General features: G+C 74.5%; 18 protein-coding genes. 10 read left to right on the forward strand and 8 right to left on the reverse strand.

The genetic code is table 11. The features are described 5' to 3' along the window. Window positions 1-19: 19 nt before the first annotated feature. A complete protein-coding gene (pepN, locus tag IE305_RS08180) occupies window positions 20-2,617 on the reverse strand; it encodes an aminopeptidase N (protein WP_190128757.1) in 2,598 nt (865 codons plus the stop codon). Between the two features lie 171 nt (window positions 2,618-2,788). Between pepN (IE305_RS08180) and IE305_RS08185 the strand changes: the two genes are divergently transcribed. After that, the gene (locus IE305_RS08185; protein WP_268255880.1) at window positions 2,789-3,439 is read left to right on the forward strand and encodes a mycothiol-dependent nitroreductase Rv2466c family protein; all 651 of its coding nucleotides are present in this window, start codon (window positions 2,789-2,791) and stop codon (window positions 3,437-3,439) included. A gap of 100 nt (window positions 3,440-3,539) precedes the next feature. Next, window positions 3,540-4,166, forward strand: a complete 627-nt coding sequence (locus tag IE305_RS08190) for a hypothetical protein (protein WP_190128759.1) — start codon at window positions 3,540-3,542, stop codon at window positions 4,164-4,166. A gap of 138 nt (window positions 4,167-4,304) precedes the next feature. Here the strand turns inward: IE305_RS08190 and IE305_RS08195 are convergent, their stop codons facing one another. Further along, window positions 4,305-4,946, reverse strand: coding sequence for a superoxide dismutase (locus IE305_RS08195; protein ID WP_190128760.1), 642 nt, complete (start codon window positions 4,944-4,946; stop codon window positions 4,305-4,307). A gap of 180 nt (window positions 4,947-5,126) precedes the next feature. On the opposite strand from IE305_RS08195, the gene pepN (IE305_RS08200) reads away from it, so the two are divergent. Beyond that, entirely contained in the window at window positions 5,127-7,700 is a 2,574-nt protein-coding gene (gene pepN, locus IE305_RS08200) for an aminopeptidase N (protein WP_190128761.1), read from the forward strand. 96 nt (window positions 7,701-7,796) lie between these two features. On the opposite strand, the gene IE305_RS08205 is transcribed toward pepN (IE305_RS08200), so the two are convergent. Further along, complete coding sequence (locus tag IE305_RS08205; RefSeq protein ID WP_190128762.1) at window positions 7,797-8,075, reverse strand: hypothetical protein; 279 nt, start codon at window positions 8,073-8,075, stop codon at window positions 7,797-7,799. A gap of 115 nt (window positions 8,076-8,190) precedes the next feature. Then, window positions 8,191-10,242 carry a 4-alpha-glucanotransferase gene (malQ, locus tag IE305_RS08210; RefSeq protein ID WP_190128763.1) on the reverse strand — a complete coding sequence of 684 codons (2,052 nt, stop codon included), beginning with the start codon at window positions 10,240-10,242 and terminating at the stop codon, window positions 8,191-8,193. A 461-nt stretch (window positions 10,243-10,703) separates the two neighbouring features. On the opposite strand from malQ, the gene IE305_RS08215 reads away from it, so the two are divergent. Next, window positions 10,704-13,655: a glycoside hydrolase family 84 protein gene (locus IE305_RS08215; protein ID WP_229890743.1), complete on the forward strand. Its 2,952-nt coding sequence runs from the start codon at window positions 10,704-10,706 to the stop codon at window positions 13,653-13,655. Window positions 13,656-13,724: 69 nt separating this feature from the next. Here the strand turns inward: IE305_RS08215 and IE305_RS08220 are convergent, their stop codons facing one another. After that, window positions 13,725-14,261, reverse strand: a complete 537-nt coding sequence (locus IE305_RS08220) for an HNH endonuclease (protein ID WP_190128764.1) — start codon at window positions 14,259-14,261, stop codon at window positions 13,725-13,727. Between the two features lie 260 nt (window positions 14,262-14,521). On the opposite strand from IE305_RS08220, the gene IE305_RS08225 reads away from it, so the two are divergent. Further along, window positions 14,522-15,616 (forward strand): mechanosensitive ion channel family protein, encoded by a 1,095-nt coding sequence (locus IE305_RS08225; RefSeq protein WP_190128993.1) that lies wholly within the window; start codon window positions 14,522-14,524, stop codon window positions 15,614-15,616. A 43-nt stretch (window positions 15,617-15,659) separates the two neighbouring features. On the opposite strand, the gene IE305_RS08230 is transcribed toward IE305_RS08225, so the two are convergent. Continuing rightward, on the reverse strand, window positions 15,660-16,163 hold the full coding sequence (locus tag IE305_RS08230; RefSeq protein WP_190128765.1) for an FBP domain-containing protein: 504 nt from the start codon (window positions 16,161-16,163) through the stop codon (window positions 15,660-15,662). Window positions 16,164-16,630: 467 nt separating this feature from the next. Between IE305_RS08230 and melC1 the strand changes: the two genes are divergently transcribed. Then, window positions 16,631-17,041: an apotyrosinase chaperone MelC1 gene (melC1, locus tag IE305_RS08235; protein WP_190128766.1), complete on the forward strand. Its 411-nt coding sequence runs from the start codon at window positions 16,631-16,633 to the stop codon at window positions 17,039-17,041. 41 nt (window positions 17,042-17,082) lie between these two features. Further along, window positions 17,083-17,907, forward strand: a complete 825-nt coding sequence (gene melC2, locus IE305_RS08240; protein ID WP_190128767.1) for a tyrosinase MelC2 — start codon at window positions 17,083-17,085, stop codon at window positions 17,905-17,907. A gap of 145 nt (window positions 17,908-18,052) precedes the next feature. On the opposite strand, the gene IE305_RS08245 is transcribed toward melC2, so the two are convergent. Then, window positions 18,053-18,205, reverse strand: coding sequence for a hypothetical protein (locus IE305_RS08245; RefSeq protein WP_190128768.1), 153 nt, complete (start codon window positions 18,203-18,205; stop codon window positions 18,053-18,055). Between IE305_RS08245 and IE305_RS08250 the strand changes: the two genes are divergently transcribed. The 3 genes from IE305_RS08250 to IE305_RS08260 all read left to right on the forward strand — a co-directional run bounded on the left by IE305_RS08250 (window position 18,206) and on the right by IE305_RS08260 (window position 22,058). Then, window positions 18,206-19,582, forward strand: coding sequence for a GlnX family signal transduction membrane protein (locus IE305_RS08250; RefSeq protein WP_190128769.1), 1,377 nt, complete (start codon window positions 18,206-18,208; stop codon window positions 19,580-19,582). It begins immediately after the preceding gene. A 32-nt stretch (window positions 19,583-19,614) separates the two neighbouring features. After that, window positions 19,615-20,628 carry a glutamate ABC transporter substrate-binding protein gene (locus tag IE305_RS08255; RefSeq protein WP_373311537.1) on the forward strand — a complete coding sequence of 338 codons (1,014 nt, stop codon included), beginning with the start codon at window positions 19,615-19,617 and terminating at the stop codon, window positions 20,626-20,628. A gap of 62 nt (window positions 20,629-20,690) precedes the next feature. Further along, window positions 20,691-22,058: a hypothetical protein gene (locus IE305_RS08260; RefSeq protein ID WP_190128770.1), complete on the forward strand. Its 1,368-nt coding sequence runs from the start codon at window positions 20,691-20,693 to the stop codon at window positions 22,056-22,058. 13 nt (window positions 22,059-22,071) lie between these two features. Here IE305_RS08260 and IE305_RS33885 read toward each other — a convergent pair whose 3' ends face one another. Further along, the gene (locus IE305_RS33885) at window positions 22,072-22,419 is read right to left on the reverse strand and encodes a hypothetical protein (RefSeq protein WP_444546157.1); all 348 of its coding nucleotides are present in this window, start codon (window positions 22,417-22,419) and stop codon (window positions 22,072-22,074) included. Between the last annotated feature and the right edge of the window lies 1 nt (window position 22,420).

Raw genomic sequence — 22,420 nt, forward strand, 5'->3', positions numbered from 1 at the left:
AGGGGCGTACGGATGCGGGCTACCGGCTCGCGCCGGCGTCGCGCGCCTGGGCCCGCAGCGCACGCGCCAGGTCGTCCCGCGCCTCCAGCACCAGCCGTCGGAGGGCGGGCGCCGCGTCGGCATGGCCGGCCAGCCAGGCGTCGGTGGCCTCCAGCGTGCGCCGGTCGCCCTGGAGCATGGGGAACATGCCGCGCACGACGGCCATGGCGATCTCGATGGACCGCTCCTGCCAGATCCGCTCCAGCGCCGCGAAGTAGCGCGGCGCGAAGGGCGCGAGCAGCTCGCGCTGCGAGGGCTGGTCGAAGCCGGCGATGGTGGCCTCCACCAGGGCGTTGGACAGCGCGTCGGACTCCACGACCGACGCCCACGCCTCCTCCTTGACCTGCGCGGCGGGCCGGGCCGCCAGGCAGCGCACGTGGTGCCGCCGGCCGGAGGCGGTGTTGTCCCGGGCCAGCTCGGCGGCGAGCTCGGGCTCACCGGCCGCACCGCGGGCGGCGAGCGCGCCCAGCAGGGTCCAGCGCAGCTCCTGGTCGACGTCCAGTCCGTCGATCTTGGCGGAGCCGTCCAGCAGGGAGTGCAGCAGCTGGAGGTCGGGCTGCGTGGCGGCCAGGCCGGCGAAGAAGCGGGTCCAGGCGAGCTGGTGGTCGCTGCCCGGCTCGGCCTGCCGCAGCTCGCGCAGCGCGGCCCGGGCCAGGTCCCGCTCGGCGTCCTCGCGGTGGCCGGGCGCCGTGTAGTGGACGAGGGCGCCGCTCGCGCAGGACTGCACCATCTGGACGACGCCGATGTCGGTCTCGGCGCCGGCGAAGCGCTGCACCAGCTCCAGGTAGTCGCGGGCGGGCAGCAGGCCGTCGCGGGTGAGGTTCCACAGGGCCGACCAGCACAGGGCGCGGGCGAGGGGGTCGGTGATGTCGCCCAGGTGCTGCCGCAGGGTGTCCAGGGAGGTCTCGTCGAAGCGGACCTTGCAGTAGGTGAGGTCCTCGTCGTTGACCAGGACCAGCTCGGGCCGCTCCGCCCCGGCGAGCTCCCGCACCACCGTGCGGACCCCGGTGACGTCGGCCTCGGCGCGGGCGTAGCGCTCCAGCGGCGCGCCGGGGGTGCGCCGCCGGTACAGGCCCACGGCGACGCGGTGCGGGCGGAGCCGGTTGTGCTCCTCGGGGGCCTCCTGGACGACGGCGAGCTCGGTGACGCGGCCGGACGCGTCACAGGTGACCACCGGGGTGAGCACGTTGACGCCGGCCGTCTGGAGCCAGGCCCGGGACCAGGCGGTCATGTCGCGGCCGGAGGTCTCCTCCAGCACGGACAGCAGGTCGGTGAGGCGGGTGTTGCCGTAGGCGTGGCGCTTGAAGTAGCGCCGGGCGCCTTCGAGGAACGCGTCCCGGCCGGCGTAGGCGACGAGCTGCTTGAGGACCGAGGCGCCCTTGGCGTAGGTGATGCCGTCGAAGTTGAGCTTGGCGTCCTCCAGGTCGTGGATGTCGGCGGTGACCGGGTGGGTGGAGGGCAGCTGGTCGGCGCGGTAGGCCCAGGCCTTCCGCTGGTTGGCGAAGGTGGTCCAGGCGTCGGTGAAGCGGGTCGCCTCGACCTGTGAGAAGGAGCCCATGAAGTCGGCGAACGACTCCTTCAGCCACAGGTCGTCCCACCACTCCATGGTGACCAGGTCGCCGAACCACATGTGCGCCATCTCGTGCAGGATGACGTTGGCCCGGCGCTCGTAGGACGAGCGCGTCACCTTGCCGCGGAAGACGAACTCCTCGCGGAAGGTCACGCAGCCCGGGTTCTCCATGGCCCCGATGTTGTACTCCGGCACGAACGCCTGGTCGTACTTGCCGAAGGGGTACGGGTAGTCGAAGTGGTCGTGGAAGAAGTCCAGGCCCTGCTTGGTGACCTCGAAGATGTCGTCCGCGTCGAAGTACGGGGCGAGGCCCTTGCGGCACAGGGCGCCGAGCGGGATCTCCAGCGTGCCGCCGTCGGGCAGCGCACGGGTGTAGTGGTCGCGGACCACGTGGTACGGGCCGGCGACGACGGCCGTGATGTACGTGGAGATGGGCCGGGTGGGCACGAAGCGCCAGGTGGCGGCCGTGGCGTCGACGGGCTCGGGCTCGCCGTCCTGCTCGCCGTTGCTGAGCACCGTCCAGCCGGCCGGGGCGGTCACGGCGAAGGTGAAGGGTGCCTTGAGGTCGGGCTGCTCGAAGTTGGCGAAGACGCGGCGGGCGTCCGCGGGCTCGTACTGGGTGTAGAGGTAGATCTCGCCGTCCTCGGGGTCGGCGAAGCGGTGCAGGCCCTCGCCGGTCCGGCTGTAGGCGCACTGGGCGTCCACCACCAGCTCGTTCTCCGCGGCGAGATCCGCCAGGGCGATGCGGGCGCCGTCGAAGACGGCCGCCGGGTCGAGGGCGCGGCCGTTGAGCGTGACGGCGGTGACCGACGACGCGACCAGGTCGGCGAAGGTGGCCGCGCCGGGCTCCGCGCACCGGAAGCGGATCGTGGTGAGCGAGCGGAAGGTGCGCGTCCCGTCGCCCGGACCGACCGCGGACCGGAGGTCGAGCGCCACCTCGTAGCCGTCCACGGTCAGCAGGCGGGCCCGCTCACGGGCCTCCTCGCGGGTCAGGTTCTCAGCGGGCACGGCGGCGGCTCCTCGTCCTCGGGGGTCTGCGGGGTCTGCGGGAATCTTCGTGGGGTCTGCGGGGATCTGCTGGTCTTTTCCTGCCTCACCGTATTTCGAACGGCAGGAATGACGACAGGGGCTGTGGATGTTGAATCGCTGACTGTCCACGTTCGAGTGAGGAGTTTTTCCGTGAGCACCCCGCCCGCGGCCGAGGCCGCCGAGAGAGTGACCGCCCACTTCTGGTTCGACCCCGCCTGCCCCTGGGCGTGGATGACCTCCCGCTGGATGCAGGAGGTGAGCACGGTGCGCCCGGTCGACGTGCAGTGGCACGTGATGAGCCTGGCCGTGCTCAACGAGAACAGGCCCGAGCTTCCCGAGGAGTACCGGGAGTTCCTGAAGACGGCGTGGGGCCCGGTGCGGGTGTGCATCGCGGCCGAGGAGGAGTTCGGCCAGGAGGCGCTGGGCCGCCTCTACACCGCGCTGGGCACCCGGTACCACAACCAGGGTCTGCCCCGGGAGCGGGAGACGCTCGTCGCCGCGCTGGAGGAGGCCGGCCTGCCCGCCCGCCTCGCCGACGCCGCGGACACCGACGCGTACGACGCCGCGCTCCGCAAGTCCCACGCCGAGGGCATCGGGAAGGTCGGCGAGGACGTCGGCACCCCGGTGATCGCCGTGCCCGGCCCGGACGGCTCGGAGGTGGCCTTCTTCGGCCCCGTCGTGACCCCGGCGCCCAAGGGCGAGGCCGCGGCGCGGCTGTGGGACGGCACCCTGCTGGTGGCCGCCACGCCGGGCTTCTACGAGATCAAGCGCACCCGGACGCAGGGCCCGGTCTTCGACTGAGCCACGGCGGCGGGTGCGGGACGGGCGGCGGGGCCGGACGCTGACGCGTTCGGCCCCGTTGCGCTGGGCGGGCGCGAGGAAGGTCCCTTAGTGTCCCGGTATGGGCCAGACGGACCTCACCCGGCCGATCGGCCGCGACGGCGGCTGGGCGCAGGCGGAGCCGCCGTGCGTCAACGCCTCCTACGCGGAACTGCCCGTCCGCCCCTACGACCTGCTGACGTTCGCCGTCTGCCGGGCTCTGCCGCCCCTGTGGTCCCTGCTGGGCCTGCGCCAGGCGCCCCGCATGCTGCGGCACTACCTGGCCGGCAGCGGTGCGCCCGTCCGGGTGGACGCCGGGGAGCTGCTGGCGCTGCCCGCCGTACGGGCGGCGGCCGAGGCCCAGCTGGAGCGGTGGCGCGCCGAGGCGCTGCGCCGCTGGCGCGCCGGCCCGCCGGTTCCGGCGGCGTACCCCGCCGACAGCGGCTGGCGGGACGTGCTGCTCGACCGCACGGTCAGCACCGACTGGTGGCTGGCGCTGCGCGGCGCGGAGTTCCGGCTGACCGGGACGGTGCGGGTGGACGCCGGGGGGCGTACGGCCGTGGACTACCGGTTCGCGGTGCACAAGGCGTGGAACTTCGACCGCGGCGGCTCGGAGCTGGGGGTGCCGTTCACCCCGTTCGCCCGGCTGCACGAGACGGGGCTGGCGCGGGAGTTCGCCGTCACCGGTGAGGCGTTCGGGCACGCCTGAGAGGCCCCCCGCGCCAGGAGTGGCGCACGAGGGCCTCTCGGGGGCCTGCCACGTGAAGGGTGAGAAGACGATCACGAGCAGGCGGTCTGCGGTTGCCCCGCCCGCACCGTCCCGCCGTCGGCGGGAGGCGGCTGCGGCTCAGGGGGCCAGCAGGAGGGTGTTGCCCTTGTCCTTGGCGGCGGCGTAGCGCTTGGCGACGTCCTGCCAGTTGACGACCGCCCACATGGCGTCGATGAAGTCGACCTTCTGATTCTTGTACTGCAGGTAGAAGGCGTGCTCCCAGGCGTCGAAGACCAGGATGGGCACCGAGCCCTGGCCGACGTTGCCCTGGTGGTCGTAGACCTGCTCGACGATCAGGCGGCCGCTGAGCGGCTCGTAGGCGAGGACACCCCAGCCGGAGCCCTGGGTGGTGGCCGCGGCCTTGGTGAGCTGGGCCTTGAACTTGGCGAACGAGCCGAAGGACTCGGCGATGGCGTCGGCGAGCTCGCCCACGCCGTCCTTGTCCAGCGGCTCGCCGCCGCCCTCGCCGCTCATGTTCGTCCAGTAGATGCTGTGCAGGATGTGGCCGGAGAGGTGGAAGGCGAGGTTCTTCTCCAGGCCGTTGACGGCGCCCCACTGGTCCTTGTCGCGGGCCTCGGCGAGCTGCTCGAGCGTGTCGTTGGCGCCCTTGACGTAGGCGGCGTGGTGCTTGTCGTGGTGCAGCTCGATGATTTCGGGGCTGATGACCGGGGCCAGCGCCGAGTAGTCGTACGGGAGTTCAGGAAGTGTGTAGATGGCCATGCCGAGCCCTCCGCTGCTTATTGCAATCCACTTGCAGGTAGACGCTATCAGCACTTGCTGTCCATGGGCCGTTGCGCCCCCGGGGATCCGACCAAAGTCCGAGCCGCCGTCCGGGCGGCGTAGGTCCCCGCGTGGAAGGATGGCCGGAACGCCGCAACGCACACATGAGGAGATGTCCTGGTGCCCGGAACGAACCTGACCCGCGAAGAGGCGCAGCAGCGCGCGAAGCTGCTCCGCGTGGACTCCTACGAGATCGCCCTCGATCTCTCGGGCGCCCAGGAGGGGGGCACCTACCGGTCGGAGACCACCGTGCGCTTCGAGGCCACCGAGGCGGGCGCGGAGTCGTTCATCGACCTGGTGGCCCCCGCGGTGCACGAGGTCGTCCTCAACGGGAAGCCGCTGGACCCGGCCGAGGTCTTCCGGGACAGCCGCATCGCGCTGCCGGGCCTGGCCGCCGGGGCGAACGAGCTGCGGGTCGTCGCCGACTGCGCGTACACCAACACGGGTGAGGGCCTGCACCGCTTCGTCGACCCGGTCGACGGCCAGGCGTACCTCTACACGCAGTTCGAGGTGCCGGACGCCCGCCGCGTCTTCGCCTCCTTCGAGCAGCCGGACCTGAAGGCCACCTTCCGGTTCACCGTGAAGGCCCCCGAGGGCTGGACCGTGATCTCCAACTCGCCCACCCCCGAGCGCCCCGCCGACAACGTCTGGCGCTTCGAGCCGACGCCGCGCATCTCCACCTACATCACCGCGCTGATCGCCGGCCCGTACCACGCCGTGCACAGCAGCTACGAGAAGGACGGGCAGGTCGTGCCGCTGGGCATCTACTGCCGTCCCTCGCTGGCCGAGTTCCTCGACGCGGACGCGATCTTCGAGGTCACGCGGCAGGGCTTCGACTGGTTCCAGGAGAAGTTCGACCTGGCCTACCCGTTCGCCAAGTACGACCAGCTCTTCGTGCCGGAGTTCAACGCCGGCGCCATGGAGAACGCGGGCGCGGTCACCATCCGCGACCAGTACGTGTTCCGCTCCAAGGTGACCGACGCCGCCTACGAGGTGCGCGCCGAGACGATCCTGCACGAGCTGGCCCACATGTGGTTCGGCGACCTGGTCACCATGGAGTGGTGGAACGACCTGTGGCTGAACGAGTCGTTCGCCACCTACACCTCCATCGCCTGCCAGGCGTACGCCCCCGGCAGCCGCTGGCCGCACGCGTGGACCACGTTCGCGAACTCCATGAAGACCTGGGCCTACCGGCAGGACCAGCTGCCCTCCACCCACCCGATCATGGCGGAGATCCGCGACCTGGACGACGTGCTCGTCAACTTCGACGGCATCACGTACGCCAAGGGCGCCTCCGTCCTCAAGCAGCTCGTCGCCTACGTCGGCATGGACGAGTTCTTCCGCGGCGTGCAGGCGTACTTCAAGCGCCACGCCTACGGCAACACCCGCCTGTCCGACCTGCTGTCGGCGCTGGAGGAGACCTCCGGCCGCGACCTGAAGACCTGGTCGCGCAAGTGGCTGGAGACGGCGGGCATCAACGTCCTGCGGCCGCGGATCACCACCGACTCCGAGGGCGTCATCACCTCCTTCGCCGTCCGGCAGGAGGCCCCCGCGCTGCCCGCCGGCGCCAAGGGCGAGCCGGTGCTCCGCCCGCACCGCATCGCCATCGGCCTGTACGAGCTGGAGGACGGCAGGCTCGTCCGCACGGACCGCATCGAGCTGGACGTCGACGGCGAGCTGACCGAGGTGCCGCAGCTCACCGGCCGCGCCCGCCCGGCCGTCGTGCTGCTCAACGACGACGACCTGTCGTACGCCAAGGTCCGCCTCGACGCCGAGTCGCTGGCCACCGTCACCGAGCACCTCGGCGACTTCGCCGAGTCCCTGCCGCGCGCCCTGTGCTGGGCCTCCGCCTGGGACATGACCCGCGACGGCGAGATGGCCACCCGCGACTACCTGGAGCTGGTGCTCTCGGGCATCGGCAAGGAGTCGGACATCGGCGTCGTGCAGTCGCTCCAGCGGCAGGTGAAGACCGCGCTGGAGCTGTACGCCGCCCCCACCTGGCGCGAGACCGGCCTGGCCCGCTGGACCGAGGCGGCCCTGGACCACCTGCGGAAGGCCGAGCCCGGCAGCGACCACCAGCTGGCCTGGGCCCGCGCCTTCGCCGCCGCCGCCCGCACCGACGAGCAGCTGGACCTCCTCGCGGGCCTCCTCGACGGCAGCAGCACGGTCGAGGGCCTGGTCGTCGACACCGAGCTGCGCTGGGACCTGCTGATCCGGCTCGCCGCGACCGGCCGGGCCGACGAGCAGGCCATCGCCGCCGAGCTGGAGCGCGACCGCACCTCGGCCGGCGAGCAGCACGCCGCGTACGCCCGCGCCGCCCTGCCCACCGCCGAGGCCAAGGCCCGCGCCTGGGCCTCGGTGATCGACTCCGGCGACCTGCCCAACGCGGTGCAGGAGTCGGTGATCGGCGGCTTCCAGCAGGCCGACCAGCGCGAACTGATCGCCCCCTACGCCGAGAAGTACTTCGCGGTCGTCGAGGACGTGTGGGGCAAGCGCAGCCACGAGATCGCCCAGCAGATCGCCATCGGCCTCTACCCGGCGCTCCAGGTCTCGCAGGCCACCCTGGACGCCACCGACGCCTGGCTGGCCTCGGCCGGCCCGAACGCGGCGCTGCGCCGGCTCGTGACGGAGTCGCGCGCCGGCGTGGAGCGCGCGCTCAAGGCGCAGGCGGCGGACGCGGCCGCCACCTCCTGACGGGCCCCGGCATACGAAGAGGGCGCCCCGGACCGGCACGGTCCGGGGCGCCCTCGGCGTTCGGCACGCGCCCCCGGCGGCGGGGGCGCCTGCGCGTCAGCGTGCGCTGCGCGCGAAGTGGGTGTTCTCGGCGTGGGTCGCCGGGTTGTCGGAGCGCCGGGCCATCACCATGACCAGGCCGGCGATGACGAGGAAGAGGACGATCGGGGCGGCCACGTAGAGGCCGAGCGTGTTGATGACGCTCAGACCGGGGCCCGGGTCGTCGCCGTCGTCGCGGGTGAGCGCGAACGCGGGGGACGACATCAGCAGCATCAGCATCGTGCCGGCCGAGATGGCACCGGCGCGCACGGCGTTCTTGTTGACCTTATTGCTCACGTCCTCAACGTAGCGGACACCTCCCGGGCCCGCGCGGCCGGGGTGCCCTATGGGCGTCCCCCCGCCCCCGCACCCGCCGCCACCTGCGGCTCCACGGGCTGCTCCGCCGGCTGCTCTACCGGCGGCCGAGCGGGCCGCGCAGCTCCTCCATCAGGGCGTGCAGCCGCGGCGAGGCGGCCAGCTCCTCCAGGGACACCGGACGCCCGGCGGCGTCGGCGACGGGCAGCCGCCAGTTCGGGTACTGGTCCCAGGTGCCCGGCACGTTCTGCGGGCGGCGGTCCCCCACCGTGTCGGGCAGCCACACGCCGACCAGGCGGGCGGGGGTGCGCAGCAGGAAGCGGTGCACCGCCTTCACCGCGGCCTCCTCGTCGTCCGGGCCCTCCGGCAGCAGCCCCAGCCGCCCGAAGAGCGCCAGCCACTGCGCCCGGTCCGCCGCGTCCTCCTGCTGCTCCTCCTCCAGGGGGCGGGTGAGCAGGCCCAGCCGGTGCCGCAGCCCGACGTGGTCGCCGGTCAGGCGGGCCGCCGTGCTGGGCAGGTCGTGGGTGGTGGCGGTGGCCAGGCAGTCCGTGCGCCAGCGCGCAGGCTCCAGCGGCGCGCCGTCCTTCTCGTAGTCGCGCTCGAACCACAGCACCGACGTCCCCAGCACCCCGCGCCCGGCCAGGGCCTCGCGCACGCCCGGCCCGACCGTGCCCAGGTCCTCGCCGATGACGGCCGCGCCCGCGCGGTGGGCCTCCAGGGCGAGCGCGGCCAGCATCGCCCCGGCGTCGTAGCGGACGTACGTGCCGTCGCGGGGCTCGCCGCCCTGTGGCACCCACCACAGCCGGAAAAGACCCATCACGTGGTCCACGCGCAGCGCGCCCGCGTGCCGCAGCGCGCCGCGCAGCAGCTCGCGGTACGGGCCGTAGCCGGTGGCGGCCAGGGCGTCGGGGCGCCAGGGCGGCAGGCCCCAGTCCTGGCCGTGCGGGCTGAACGCGTCGGGGGGCGCGCCGACGGACATGCCGGCGGCGAACGCGTCCTGCCCGGCCCAGGCGTCGGCGCCGGAGGGGTGCACGCCGACGGCCAGGTCGTGCACGAGGCCCACGCGCATCCCGGCCTCGCGGGCCGCGCGCTGGGCGGCGGCCAGCTGCTCGTCGGTGAGCCAGGCCAGCCGGCGGTGGAAGCCGACGCGGTCCGCCAGCTCGTCGCGGGCGCGCGCGGTGGCCGCCGACCGCGGGTCCCTCAGCGCGGCGGGCCAGCTGCGCCAGTCGGGGCCGTGCACCTCGGCGAGGGCGTTCCACGTGCAGTGGTCCTCCAGGGCCCGGCCGCCGGCGGCGACGAAGGCGTCGAAGGCGGCACCGCGGCCGGGGCCCGGCGGCACGGCGTGCACCAGCTCCAGGGCGCGGCGCTTGAGCTCCCACACCGCGTCCCGGTCGATGAGCGCCCCCTCGCGCAGTACGCCCTCCCGCAGGGCCGCGGCACGGGCCACGAGGGACGCGGCCTCCTCGCGGGCGGCGCCGGTCAGGAGGGCGTACTCCGGTACGGCCTCGACGCGCAGGTGCACCGGGTCGGGGAAGCGGCGGGACGACGGGCGGTAGGGCGAGGGGTCCGTGGGCGGGCCGGGCACGGCCGCGTGCAGGGGGTTGACCTGGAGGAAGTCGGTGCCGAAGGCGCGGCCGGACCAGGCGGCGAGCTCGGCGAGGTCCCCCAGGTCGCCCATGCCCCAGGAGCGGGCGGACAGCAGGGAGTAGAGCTGGACGAGGAAGCCGTGGCCGCGCGCGGGCGGCCGGGGCAGCCGGGCGGGGGCGACGAGCAGCGCCGCGGCGGCGGTCCGGCCGTCGGGCGTGCGGGCGCGCAGGGTGTGGCCGCCCGGCGGCAGGGCGGGCGCCTCCGCCCAGGGCAGGGTGCGGCCGTCCTCGGTGTCGACGAGGACCGTGCTGCCGGCGGGCAGGCCGGTCAGCTCCCGGCCGCTGCCCTCCTGGAGGACGACGGTGGGCGGCAGCAGCCGGTCGCGGGCGGCCTGCTCGTGGGCGTCGAGGGCGGCCCGTACGGCGCGGGGCGTGGACGCGTCGACGCCGAGCGCGGCGAGGACGGCCACCACGGTGTCCTCCGGCACGGGCACGCGGTGGCCGGGCGCCGGCTCGTAGGAGGTGTCGACGCCGTGCAGCGAGGCCAGGCGCGCTCTGTCCATTCGGGACCTCCGGAGACCGCCGCGAGGGGCACCGGAGCCCTACCCACGCGGACGGGGCGGCGACACCTCACGCTCCGTCAGGGACTCGTCGCACACGGCAGGATGTGCGGCTCCGCAGCCGTCCACGGCGGGCATTACCGGCAGTTCGGTCAGCTGCGTTGACACGCTCCGCACCTGGTGATGGGGTCGTCGCCCAGCGGGCGTGACACTTACGTGACATTGAGAACGAGGAGAAGGCCGTGCGGTTCCCGGGCAGCGACCACTCCTACGGAAGCGAGCACTCCGTGCGGTGCGGGGGCTCCGGCCCCGGCCACGCCGGCGGACCCGGCGGACGGGAGGCGGGCGCCCCGGAGCCGGCAGAGGGCGCGCGGCGGCCCGCGCGCGCCGTGGGCACCGGCCGGTTCGGCTCGCCTTTCCCCTTCACCTTCACCGGCCGGCACCGCCGCGCCGGAGTCACCGTGCTGGCCGCCGCGCTGCTCGGCGGGCTGCTGGGCGGGTCCACGGACGCGCTGGCCGACCCCCGCCCGGGCGACACGACACCGTCCGCGGGCCCCGCCGGTTCCCCGGACCGGGACAGCGCCGACGCCCTGCCGCCGGTGTGGCCGCGCCCGCAGACGGCGCGCGCGCTGGGCGCGTACGCCCGTGTGGGCGACGAGGTCACCCTGATGGCCGACCCCGGCACCGACCCGTACGCCCTCGCGGCCCTCCGCGACGTCCTGCGCGGCGCGGGCGCCCGCCGGGTGATCGACGCCCAGCCCGGCGGCACCCCGCCGCCCGGTGGGCTCATCGTCTACGCGGGCGGGCAGGCGGCCGAGGACGCCCTGCGCGCCCTGGGCGCACCCGCCCGCGACGACCTGCCGGCCGGCGGCTACCGGCTGGCCACCGGGCAGCGCGACGGCCGGCCGGTGGTGGCGCTGGCGGGCGTCGGCGACGACGGGCTGTTCCACGCCGCGCAGACGCTGCGCCAGCTGGTGGTGGACCGCGACGGCGGCCGGGCGTTCGCCGGGGCGGTGGTCCGGGACTGGCCGGCGACGTCCGTGCGCGGGCTGACCGAGGGCTTCTACGGGCAGCCCTGGTCGCTGCGGCAGCGCCTGGACCAGCTGGACTTCCTGGGCCGCACCAAGCAGAACCGCTACCTGTACGCGCCGGGCGACGACCCGTACCGGCAGGCGCGCTGGCGCGACCCCTACCCCGCCGGGCAGCGGGCCGCCTTCCGCGAGCTGGCCGAGCGGGCCCGCCGCAACCACGTCACGCTGGGCTGGGCCGTCGCGCCGGGTCAGGCGATGTGCTTCTCGTCCGCCTCGGACGTCAAGGCCCTCCAGCGCAAGGTCGACGCCATGTGGGCGCTGGGCGTGCGGGCGTTCCAGCTCCAGTTCCAGGACGTCAGCTACAGCGAGTGGCACTGCGACGCGGACGCGGAGAAGTTCGGCTCCGGGCCGAAGGCCGCCGCGAAGGCCCAGGCCAAGGTGGCGGGGGCGCTCGCCGAGCACCTGGCCCGCAAGGGGCCGGAGGCGGCGCCGCTGTCGCTGCTGCCCACCGAGTACTTCCAGGACGGGCGCACGGCCTTCCGGCGCGCGCTGGCCGACGCGCTGGACCCGCGGGTGGAGGTGGCGTGGACGGGCGTGGGCGTGGTGCCGCGGACCATCACGGGCGGCGAACTGGCCGACGCCCGGGCGGCCTTCGCCCACCCGCTGGTGACCATGGACAACTACCCCGTCAACGACTTCGCGCAGGACCGTATCTTCCTCGGCCCGTACACCGGGCGCGAACCGGCCGTGGCCATCGGCTCCGCGGCGCTGCTGGCCAACGCCGCGGCGCAGCCCACCGCCTCCCGCATCCCCCTGTTCACGGCGGCGGACTACGCGTGGAACCCGCGCGGCTACCGGCCCGAGGAGTCGTGGCGGGCGGCCGTGGAGGACCTGGCGGACGGTGACACGGGCGTCCGCGAGGCGCTGCGGGCGCTGGCCGGCAACGACGCCTCCTCGGTGCTCGGCGGCGAGGAGGCGGCGTACCTCCGGCCGCTGCTGGACGACTTCTGGGACGCGCTGTCCGGCACCGACGCCGGCCGCGCGAACGAGGCCGCGGGCAAGCTGCGGGCCGCCTTCCGCACGATGGCCGACGCGCCGCAGCGGCTGACGCCGCTGCTGGGCGGCGAGGCCGGGCCCTGGCTGGAGCAGCTGGGCCGGTACGGCGAGGCGGGCGGGCTGGCGGTGGACATGCTCACCGCCCAGGCGCGCGGCGACGGCGCGGCGGCCTGGCGCGCCCAGCTGCGCGTGCAGCAGCTGCGCGAGCAGATCACGGCCGGCCGGGCCACCGTGGGCAAGGGCGTGCTGTCGCCCTTCCTCGACCAGGCCCTGGCGCGGGCCAACGGCTGGACGGGCATCGACCGGCCGGTGCGCACCGCGGGCAACGCCACCGACGGCGACCCGGCCACCGCCGTCACCCCGCAGGCGGGCGAGCCGCTGGGCGTGCGGCTGCCCGCGCCGCGCCCCCTGACGGTGGTGACGCTGCTCACGGCGCCCGCGCCCGGCGCACGCGGCACGGTGGAGGCGCACGACCCGGCGGGGGGCTGGCAGGCGCTCGGCCCGCTCTCGGACAGCGGCTGGACACAGGTGCCCGGCAACGGCATGAAGGCCGACGCACTGCGCGTGGTCTGGGGCGAGGGCACCCCTCCCCCGGCGGTGCACGAGTTCAGCCCGTGGTTCGCGGACACGCCCGAGGCCGACGTCGAGCTCACGCACGGCGACGTGGACGCCGAGGACGGCGGCTCCCCCGCCGTCGTCGAGGTCCGCATGATCAACCGGCGGCCGGCCACGGTGAAGGAGAAACTGGAGGTCAAGGCCCCGCAGGGGGTCACCGTCAAGGCGCCCTCCGAGGTGTCCGTGGCCCGTGGCGGAGTGGCCACGGCCCGGATCGAGCTGTCCGTGCCGGCGGGCGCCGGGGCGCGGACGTTCAGCGTGCCGGTGCGGCTGGCCGGGCAGGAGCGGACGGTCACCCTGCGGACGTACCCGCCGACCGCCGGGCCCGACCTCGCCCGCGGGGCCCGCGCCACGGCCTCCGGCCAGGAGTCGGGCCGCTTCCCCGCCTCGGCGGCGGTGGACGGCGACCCCCGCACCCGCTGGTCCTCACCGCCGGCCGACGACGCCTGGTGGCAGGCCGACCTGGGCCGTCCCGTGCGGCTGGGGTGCGTGGTGCTGCACTGGCAGGACGCCCACGCGGCCCGCTACCGCGTGCAGACCTCGCCGGACGGCCGCACCTGGCGGGACGCGACCGCCGTCACCTCGGGGCGGGGCGGCACGGAGACCCTGCGCATGGACGCTCCCGACGCGCGCTTCGTCCGCGTCCAGGGCGAGAAGCGCGCCACACGCTTCGGCTACTCCCTGTGGGGGGTGGAGGCGTACGCCGTGAAGTGAGCCGGGAACGGGCGGTCCGGGGGCCCCGCGCCGTCGCCGGGGCCCCCGGAAAGCACCGGGCCCGGACCGTCAGGCGGAAACGCCGTCGATCCGGGCCATCGCGTCCTCGGCGCCGTACGCCTTGAGGTACGGCAACCACCGGGGGTCCCGGTGGCCCGTGCCGATGATGCGCCAGGCCAGGCCCGTGGGCGGCGCGGGCTGGTGGCGCAGCCGCCAGCCCAGCTCCGAGACGTGCCGGTCGGCCTTGACGTGGTTGCACCGGCGGCAGGCCGCCACCACGTTCTCCCAGGAGTGCTGGCCGCCGCGGCTGCGCGGGACGACGTGGTCGACGCTGGTTGCGACGCCACCGCAGTACGCGCAGCGCCCGCCGTCGCGGGCGAAGAGCGCTCGGCGGGTGAGCGGGACGGGGCCCCGAAAGGGGACCCGCACGAAGCGCTTCAGCCGGACGACGCTGGGAGCGGGGATGGTGCAGGTCGCGCTGTGCAGATAGGCGCCGGAGTCCTCGAGGCTGACGGCCTTCTCATTGAGGACGAGTATGAGCGCGCGGCGGAGCGGTACGACGCCGAGCGGCTCGTACGACGCGTTGAGGACCAGGACGTGCGGCACGGGTGCCTCCTTGTACGCCGGCGGCGCGTGGCTCGCGCCGGGACGATCTCCTCAAGTGTCGCCCGGCCACCCGCACCGGCGCCACCATCAGCGGGTAACGGGCCCCAGGTGTTTTGGAGCACATCCCGGCGCCGCACGCGCAAGACCTGTCCCATCTCGAACACATCGGCTAGGGACCCGCTGTGCCCCGTTAGTGTGGTGAGTCGGCCGGCGCCGCTCACCGGGTGCCCGGCATGTCCCACACCGGAGGGTTCCCGCCTGTGTTCTGGTCCGCTGCCCTGGCCGCAGACTCGACGCCCCGTCCCCACACCCCCGCCTCGCTGGACGAGGCCCAGCGGACGGCGAACGACGCCGCCGGCTGGGTCGAGCAGAACTGGTCCGTCTGGCTCGGGAACGGGCTGCGCATCATTCTGATCATCGTGATCGCGGTGGCGATGCGTTCCTTGATCCGCCGCGGCATCACCAAGCTCATAGCGCGCATGAACCGCACCGCGCAGGCCGTCGACGGCACCGCGCTGGGCAGCCTGCTCGTCAACGCCGAGCGGCGCCGGCAGCGCTCGGAGGCCATCGGCTCGGTGCTGCGCAGCGTCGCCTCGTTCCTGATCATGGGCACGGCGGCGCTGACCGTGCTCTCCGTGCTCCAGATCAACCTGGCCCCGCTGCTGGCCAGCGCCGGTGTGGCGGGCGTGGCGATCGGTTTCGGCGCGCGGAACCTGGTCACCGACTTCCTCTCCGGCGTCTTCATGATCCTGGAGGACCAGTACGGCGTCGGCGACGAGATCGACGCCGGGGTGGCCCAGGGCACGGTGATCGAGGTCGGCCTGCGGGTGACGAAGCTGCGCGGGGCCAACGGCGCCATCTGGTACGTGCGGAACGGCGAGGTCAAGCGCATCGGCAACCTCAGCCAGGGCTGGGCCATGGCCGAGGTCGACGTCACGCTCCGCTACGACGAGGACCTCGACCGGGCCCGCACGGTGATCTCCGCGGCGGGTGCGGCCATGGCCGAGAACGCCCGGTGGAAGGAGAAGATCTGGGAGCCGGTCGAGGTCATGGGCCTGGACGCGGTGACGCTGGACTCGGTCGTGGTGCGGGTGCAGGCCAAGACCATGCCGGGCGAGGCGGCGGCCGTCGCGCGCGAGCTGCGCTGGCGGATCAAGCTGGCGCTGGACGCGGCCGGCATCCGGGTGGCCGCCCCGACGGCCGTCGTGGAGGACGGGGCACCGGCGGCGGCCGACCCGGCGGCGGCCGTGGCCCCGCCCTCGGCGCTGAGCAACCCCACGTCGCCGCAGGCCCAGGCCACGCAGCCGATACCGCCGGCGGCGCCGGTGCCGCAGGGCGCCACGCTGGGCAAGTGACGGAGCTGCCGGTGACGGGGGCGCCGGTGACGGAGGCGCCCGGTCAGGCCGCGCGGAACACCTTGTCGAGGAACTCGTCGAGGTTGGCCGTCATGCGGGCCAGGCGCTCCTCCACCGACAGCGACTCCTTGTACCGCATCGACATCAGCGGCACCTTCTTCCCCCGCACGTACAGCGGACAGGCCAGATCGGCGCAGATGTAGGCGCCCACCGTGTTGCCCTCGCGGCCGGACTCGCCGACGCGGCGGGCGGCCAGCAGGGACACGCCCGAGCCCGGGTGGCCGGTCATGCAGAGCGAGCACATCGTCGTCTTGGTGAAGCTGCGCGGGCCGCCCTGCGGCACGCGCAGCGTGATGCCGACCAGCTCGCCGGCCCGCTCCGCGACGATGTAGCCCCGGTCGGGGGCGCCCGGGTCGCGCCAGCCCAGGAAGTCCAGGTCCTCCCACGGCAGGTCGGCCAGCCCGCGGGGGATGCTGATCCTGCGTGCCTCTCCCTTCGAGCAGTTGACGAAGGAGGCGCGTATGGCGTTTTCGCCCAGTGGTTCCATGGCCAGTGAAACTAACAGCCGGTTTGGGGCGGTGTCGCGTGGTTTTCCGGCGGCGCGATCTTGGCCGGGGACGTCGCCGCGGCGTGGCCCGAATCCGCCCCCGGTGCGGAGGGTTCCGGTCATCTTCCGCCCGTGAGGATCGTCACGCGCGCGGCGCACAACCCGTAAATCCTTCGCCGGGCCGGGCCGTGGGCGTGCCAGGTTCCTGACATCCGTGTCAACAACAGGATGTTGCCGTAACTCCTGGATCCACGCTGGTTGACCATTCATATACCCAATGTCCGTATACAGGCCAACCATTTCTCCCCTCCCTCGGGCCCGTGCAAGCATCCGGCCTCGCACGGATTGATCACGAAATACGACCAACAACCGCTGTAACCGTCCCCAAAAGGGGCGTGGGGCGGCGGGCTGGCGTGCCCCGGTGACGGCCGTGCTCCCGACCGATCACATCCCGAGGGGGGATCCGTATGTCCCGGACCATGACCCGCCGTGCCCTGCTCAGAGGCTCCGCCGCGGCCGCCGCCGGCCTCGCGGTGGCCGGCGCGGCCGTCGCCGCGAGCGGGCAGTCCGCCACCGCCATGGACCACACCGGTCACGGCGACCACACCGGCCACGGCGACCCCGGCCTCCAGCCGTTCGACGAGGTCTACCAGGGCCGGCGCATCACGGGCCGGCCCGTCGAGGGCGGCCACGCCGCCCACCACGGGGGGTACGCCGTCACGATCGACGGCAAGGACCTGCACCTGATGCAGAACGCCGACGGCACCTGGATCAGCGTCGTCAACCACTACCAGACCTACGGGGACCCGCTCGCGGTCACCCGCGCCGCCGTCGACAAGCTCCGGGGCGCCGTGCTCGTCCCGATCGCCACCGCCTGATTCCGGCCGCCCACACCCCCGAGACCCGAGAGGACACCACCATGGCCGTGCGCAAGAACCAGGCGACCCTGACCGCCACCGAGAAGCGCAACTTCGTCAACGCCGTGCTGGAGCTGAAGCGCTCCGGCCGCTACGACGAATTCGTCCGCACCCACAACGAGTTCATCATGAGCGACCGGGACAACAGCGACCGCGTCGGCCACCGCTCGCCCTCCTTCCTCCCCTGGCACCGCCGGTTCCTCATACAGTTTGAACAGGAACTGCAGAAGATCGACGCCTCGGTGACGCTCCCCTACTGGGACTGGACCGCCGACCGCACCACCACCTCCTCGATCTGGGGCGCCGACTTCCTCGGCGGCACCGGCCGCAGCCGCGACGCCCAGGTCACCACCGGGCCGTTCGCCTACGCGACGGGCAAGTGGAACATCAACGTCTCCGTCGACGACCGTCCCTACCTCCAGCGCGAGCTGGGCGCCGCCGTGCGCCAGCTGCCCACGCGGGCCGAGGTGGACGCGGTGCTGGCCATGACGACGTACGACACGGCGCCCTGGAACAGCGCCTCCGAGGGCAGCTTCCGCAACTACCTGGAGGGCTGGCGCGGGGCCAACCTGCACAACCGCGTCCACGTCTGGATCGGCGGCCAGATGTCCTCCGGCGTCTCCCCCAACGACCCCGTCTTCTGGCTGCACCACTGCTTCATCGACAAGCTGTGGGCCGACTGGCAGCGCATGCACCCGTCCTCGGGCTACCTGCCCACCGGCGGCACCGCGAACGTCGTGGACCTGCGCGACACGATGCGGCCGTGGAACGACGTCACCCCGGCCGACCTGCTCGACCACACGAAGTTCTACACGTACGACCGCTGAGGAATCGTTTCTCCACAGCCGGGGCGGCGGGCCGGGCGGGCTCGCCGCCCCCGTGGCATGCTCGGGAACCGAACAGCCGTCCCGCGCGTGAACAGGAGCAGGAGCCCGGCACGACGACCCCGTCGCGACCGTGCGCCTGCCCTGGTCACGACACGAGCGGCACGAGCGGCACGAGCATCAGGACCGGCGCACGACCGGTGTGCTCACCGGTCCCGGCGGCCATACTGCTGGCCGGGGCCCGTGTGCCCGCCGGGGCCGGCGGGGTGCGGGTGCCGCCGGCGACCATGGGGGAGGTCACGTGTCACGAGCGCAGCCGGATCCGGGCGAGCGGCGCGCCGCCTGGCGGGAGGGGCTGGACCGGCTGAGAGCCGCGGCCACCACCGAGCCGGGCAGGCTCCGGGTGATCGGCGCGGCGCTGGCCGCGCTGCTGGTCGCCTTCGGCGGGGTCACCGCCTGGCAGGTCACGTCGCGGGCGGCCGCCGCCGACGCCGTCGTGACGCACAGCCAGCCGCTGAGCGCCGACGCCGCCGACATCTACCGTTCGCTGGCCGACGCGGACACCGCCGCCGCGACCGGCTTCCTGGCGGGCGGCCGGGAGCCGCGCGCCGTGCGGCAGCGCTACGAGAACGACATATCCGTGGCCGCCCGGCTGCTGGCCGAGGCGGCCGCCGGTACGGACGCCGACGCGCCCGCGGGCCGGCAGATCGCCACGCTCACCGAGCAACTGCCCGTCTACACCGGCCTGGTCGAGCAGGCGCGCGCGGCCGGCCGGCAGGGCCTGCCGCTGGGCGGCGCCTACCTGCGCTACGCCAGCGACCGGATGCGCGAGCAGCTGCTGCCCGCCGCGCAGTCGCTCTACGTGGCGGAGACCCTGCGGCTGGAGTCCGACTACGACGACGCCACGGCGTGGCCGTGGGCCGCCCTCGCCACGGGCGTCGCCGCGCTGGGCGCCCTCGGCTGGGCCCAGCGCCGTACGTACCTGCGGACGCACCGGGTGTTCAACCACGGCCTGGTGGGTGCCACGGCCGCGGCCACTGTGACGCTGCTCTGGCTGACCGCCGGGCACGGTGTGGCGAGCGCCGGCCTGTCGTCCTCGCGCGACCACGGCGCGCGGGCGCTCCAGGTGCTCAACGAGGCCCGGATCGCCTCGCTCCAGGCGCGCGGCGACGAGAGCCTGACGCTGGTGGCGCGCGGCGCGGTGCTGACGGCCGAGGGCGAGGACGCCTACGAGGCGGGCTACCAGGACGAGATGCAGCGGCTCACGGGCCGCGTCGTGGTGGGCGAACGGCACGGCGAGACGGACACCGAGGGGCTGCTGGGCCGGGCGCGGTCGCTGACGGGCGGGCCGGGCCGGGAGAGGACCGAGGCGGTGCTGCGGGACGTCACCGAGTGGCAGCGGCGGCACCGCTCGGCCCGCGCGGCCGACGAGAGCGGCTACTACGACCGCGCGCTGCCCGAGGTGATCGGGGAGAAGAACAGCACGGGCGAGATGTTCGACCGGGTGGACGCGGGGCTGCGGCAGGCGCTGGTCCTGGAACAGAAGCGGTTCCGCACGGCGGCGGACGACGGCCGCGGCGCGCTGACGGGCCTGGCGGCCGGTGCGGCCGTGCTGGCCCTGCTGGGGGCCACGGCGGCGGTCCTGGGCGTGGGCCGCCGGCTGTCGGAGTACCGGTGAGACCGGGCGGCGGGGACGGGGGGAGACGAGCCGTGGGACGAACGGAACGGGGTGCCGGGCGCGCTGCGGGGCGGCGTACGGGCCTGCGGCGCCGGGCGGCCGTCGTGACGGGCTGCGCGGTGGCCGCCGCGACGGTGGCCGTCCTGCTGCCGTACGGCGGCGGGGGCGGCGGGCGCACGGCGCCGGTGGCCGCGTCCCGTACCGCGCCGGGGGCGCGCGACACGGCCGTACGGGCGCCGGCGACGTGCACCGACCCGGAGGCGAGCCTGCGGCCGTCGACGGCCGACGGGCCCGCCGTGCGGCGCGTGAAGGAGCGGGGCCGGCTCATCGCCGGCGTCGACCAGAACAGCTACCGCTGGGGCTACCGCGACCCGGCCACGGGCGAGCTCAGCGGCTTCGACATCGACCTCGTCCGGGCCGTGGCCAAGGCCATCCTGGGCGACCCCGACAAGGTGACCTTTCTCGCGATCCCCACCAACCAGCGCATACCCGCCCTCCAGAAGGGCAAGGTGGACATCGTCGTGCGCACCATGACCGTCAACTGCGACCGCGTCCGGCAAGTCGCCTTCTCCACGGCCTACTTCGAGGCCGGGCAGCAGGTGCTGGCGCCCAAGGGGTCGCCGGTGACGGCTTTCGACGACAGCCTGAGGGGGAAGAAGGTCTGTACGGCCAAGGGATCGACGGGCGAGAGCGAGCTGCGGCGCGAGGCGCACGGCGCCTCCGTGCTCACCGTGCCCAACCAGCTGGACTGCCTGGTGCGGCTCCAGCTGGGGCAGGTCGACGCGGTGGTCACCGACAGCGCCCTGGCCGCCGGGCAGGCGGCCCAGGACCCGTCCGTGCGACTGGTCGGCAAACCGTTCACCACCGAGTCCTACGGCGTGGCGATGAACCTCCGGGACGAAGACCTGGTACGCCGGGTCAACGCGGTCCTGGAGGACTACCGCCGGGGCGGCGGCGAGAGCCCATGGATGCTGGCCTACCGCAAGTGGCTGGCGGCCGACCTGAAGGGCATCACCGCACCGCCGGAGCCGAAGTACCGGGACTGACGGGGCAGACGAGGACACCGACGTGCGCGCGCGGCAGGAACGGCGCGCGGGAGAGGGGATCCATGGCGGTCGCGGGGCCCACCGGGCCGGCCTTGAGCCGCGAGGAGGTGGACCGTGCGCTGGCGAGGCTCGGCGCCGAGCACGAGGCGGTGGAGTCCTCGCTGCTCGCCCTCCAGGACCATGCCGGCCGTCGCCTGCTGGAGGGCGCGGAGCTGACCGGTGTCACCAAGAGCCGGTGGGCGGTCACCGAACAGCTCGTCACCCAGCTGTGGATCTGCTTCGACGCCTACACCGACGCCCTCCAGGCGGCGCGTGAGCTGCGCGGCCGCCGGCGCTGGCCCACCTCGGCCGAGCTGTCCGAGCTGACCGACCTGCTGCGCGGCAGCGCCGTCACGCTGCCCGGCGGCCCGCCGCACGCGGCCGTCACGGTACTGGGCGGCCCACCGCGGCTCAGCGAGCGGCTGAGCCTCCAGGAGCTGCTCGACCGCATGAACGAGTGGTACGCGCAGGCGCTGGCCGTCGTCGTCAGCGCCGACGCCGTGTGGTCGGCGCTGCCCGCGCGCATCGACCTGCTGGCGGCCGAGCTGCGCCGGGTGCGCGCCCTGGCCCATTCGGTGGGCGTCCGCCCGGGCGAGCACCCGGCCGGTGACGACCTGGACCGCATCACGGCGGAACTGGCGGCGCTGCGCGCCGAGGTGGTGGCCGACCCCCTGGCGTTCTGGTCGGAGGCGCCGCCGGGTGCGCCGCCCGGCACCGGGCGCCCCGACACGGTGCGCTACGACCGCGCGGCCCTCGCGCTGGAGGAGGTGCGCCGCGAGGTCGAGGCCGTGCTCGACGTCCGGCAGGACGCCGAACAGCGGCTGATGCGCGTCCGCGACGTGCTGTCACGCGCCGACCGCACCCTGGGCGAGGCCCGCCGGGCCCGCGTGGAGGTCCTGTCGAAGATCGCCGCGTCGGAGGTGCCCGCCGTGTCGGGGCCGCCCACGGTCCTGTACGAGCAGCTGGCGGTGGCCTCCGACCACCGCCGGAACGCCCGCTGGCACCGCCTCTCGCCCCTGCTGGAGGGGCTGGAGCAGCGCGCGGAGGAGGAGCTGCTGCGGGCCCGGGAGTCGCTGACGGCGGTGACCGCGCCGCTGGCCGTCCGGGCCGAACTGCGCGGCCGTCTCGACGCGTACAAGGCCAAGGCCGCGCGGCACGGCGTGGCCGAGGACGCGTGCGTCGTCGAGCGGTACGACCTGGCGCGGCGCATGCTGTGGAGTGCACCGTGCGACCTGGTCGCCGCCGAACAGGCGGTGCTGCGCCACCAGCAGGCGGTGGCCGAGGCGCTGGCCGGCGGCCGGGTGCCGGCGCAGGCCGGCCCGGAGCGGGCGCAGGGGCTGGGCCTGGGCCAGAGCGCGGCGGTGCCCGTGGACCACGAGGGGGAGGCATGACGGGGAGCAGCTGTCAGCGGCCGGACTGCGCGGGCACGTACGAGGACGTGGGCGGCGGCGAGCTGTACTGCGACACGTGCGGCCTGGCGCCGGTCGTGGCGCCCGGCGGCGTGCTGGGCTCGCCGCCCACCGGCGTGACGCACCCGGGGCGGGGCGCGGCGGGCTCGTCGGGATCGGCGGGCTCGGGCCGTGCAGGTGGGTCGGGCGGGTCCGGGCCGGCGTCGGCGGGCTCGGGGCGTTCGGGCGGTTCGGGTGGTTCGGAGCGGTCGTCGCGGTCGTCGTCGCGGTCGTCGTCGTCCCGGCGGTCCGTTTCCGGCCGGCTGTCGCGGTCGCTGTCGGGCGCCTCCGAAGGGGTGCCCACG

This window comes from Streptomyces mashuensis, assembly GCF_014654785.1.
Classification (GTDB): domain Bacteria; phylum Actinomycetota; class Actinomycetes; order Streptomycetales; family Streptomycetaceae; genus Streptomyces; species Streptomyces mashuensis.

Coding starts and splice junctions, on each gene's coding strand:
- melC2 (WP_190128767.1), top strand. CDS start 17,083: ATGGCCGTGCGCAAGAACCAGGCGACCCTGACCGCCACCGAGAAGCGC.
- malQ (WP_190128763.1), bottom strand. CDS start 10,242: ATGGACAGAGCGCGCCTGGCCTCGCTGCACGGCGTCGACACCTCCTAC.
- IE305_RS08260 (WP_190128770.1), top strand. CDS start 20,691: ATGGCGGTCGCGGGGCCCACCGGGCCGGCCTTGAGCCGCGAGGAGGTG.
- IE305_RS08190 (WP_190128759.1), top strand. CDS start 3,540: ATGGGCCAGACGGACCTCACCCGGCCGATCGGCCGCGACGGCGGCTGG.
- melC1 (WP_190128766.1), top strand. CDS start 16,631: ATGTCCCGGACCATGACCCGCCGTGCCCTGCTCAGAGGCTCCGCCGCG.
- IE305_RS08230 (WP_190128765.1), bottom strand. CDS start 16,163: ATGGAACCACTGGGCGAAAACGCCATACGCGCCTCCTTCGTCAACTGC.
- IE305_RS08195 (WP_190128760.1), bottom strand. CDS start 4,946: ATGGCCATCTACACACTTCCTGAACTCCCGTACGACTACTCGGCGCTG.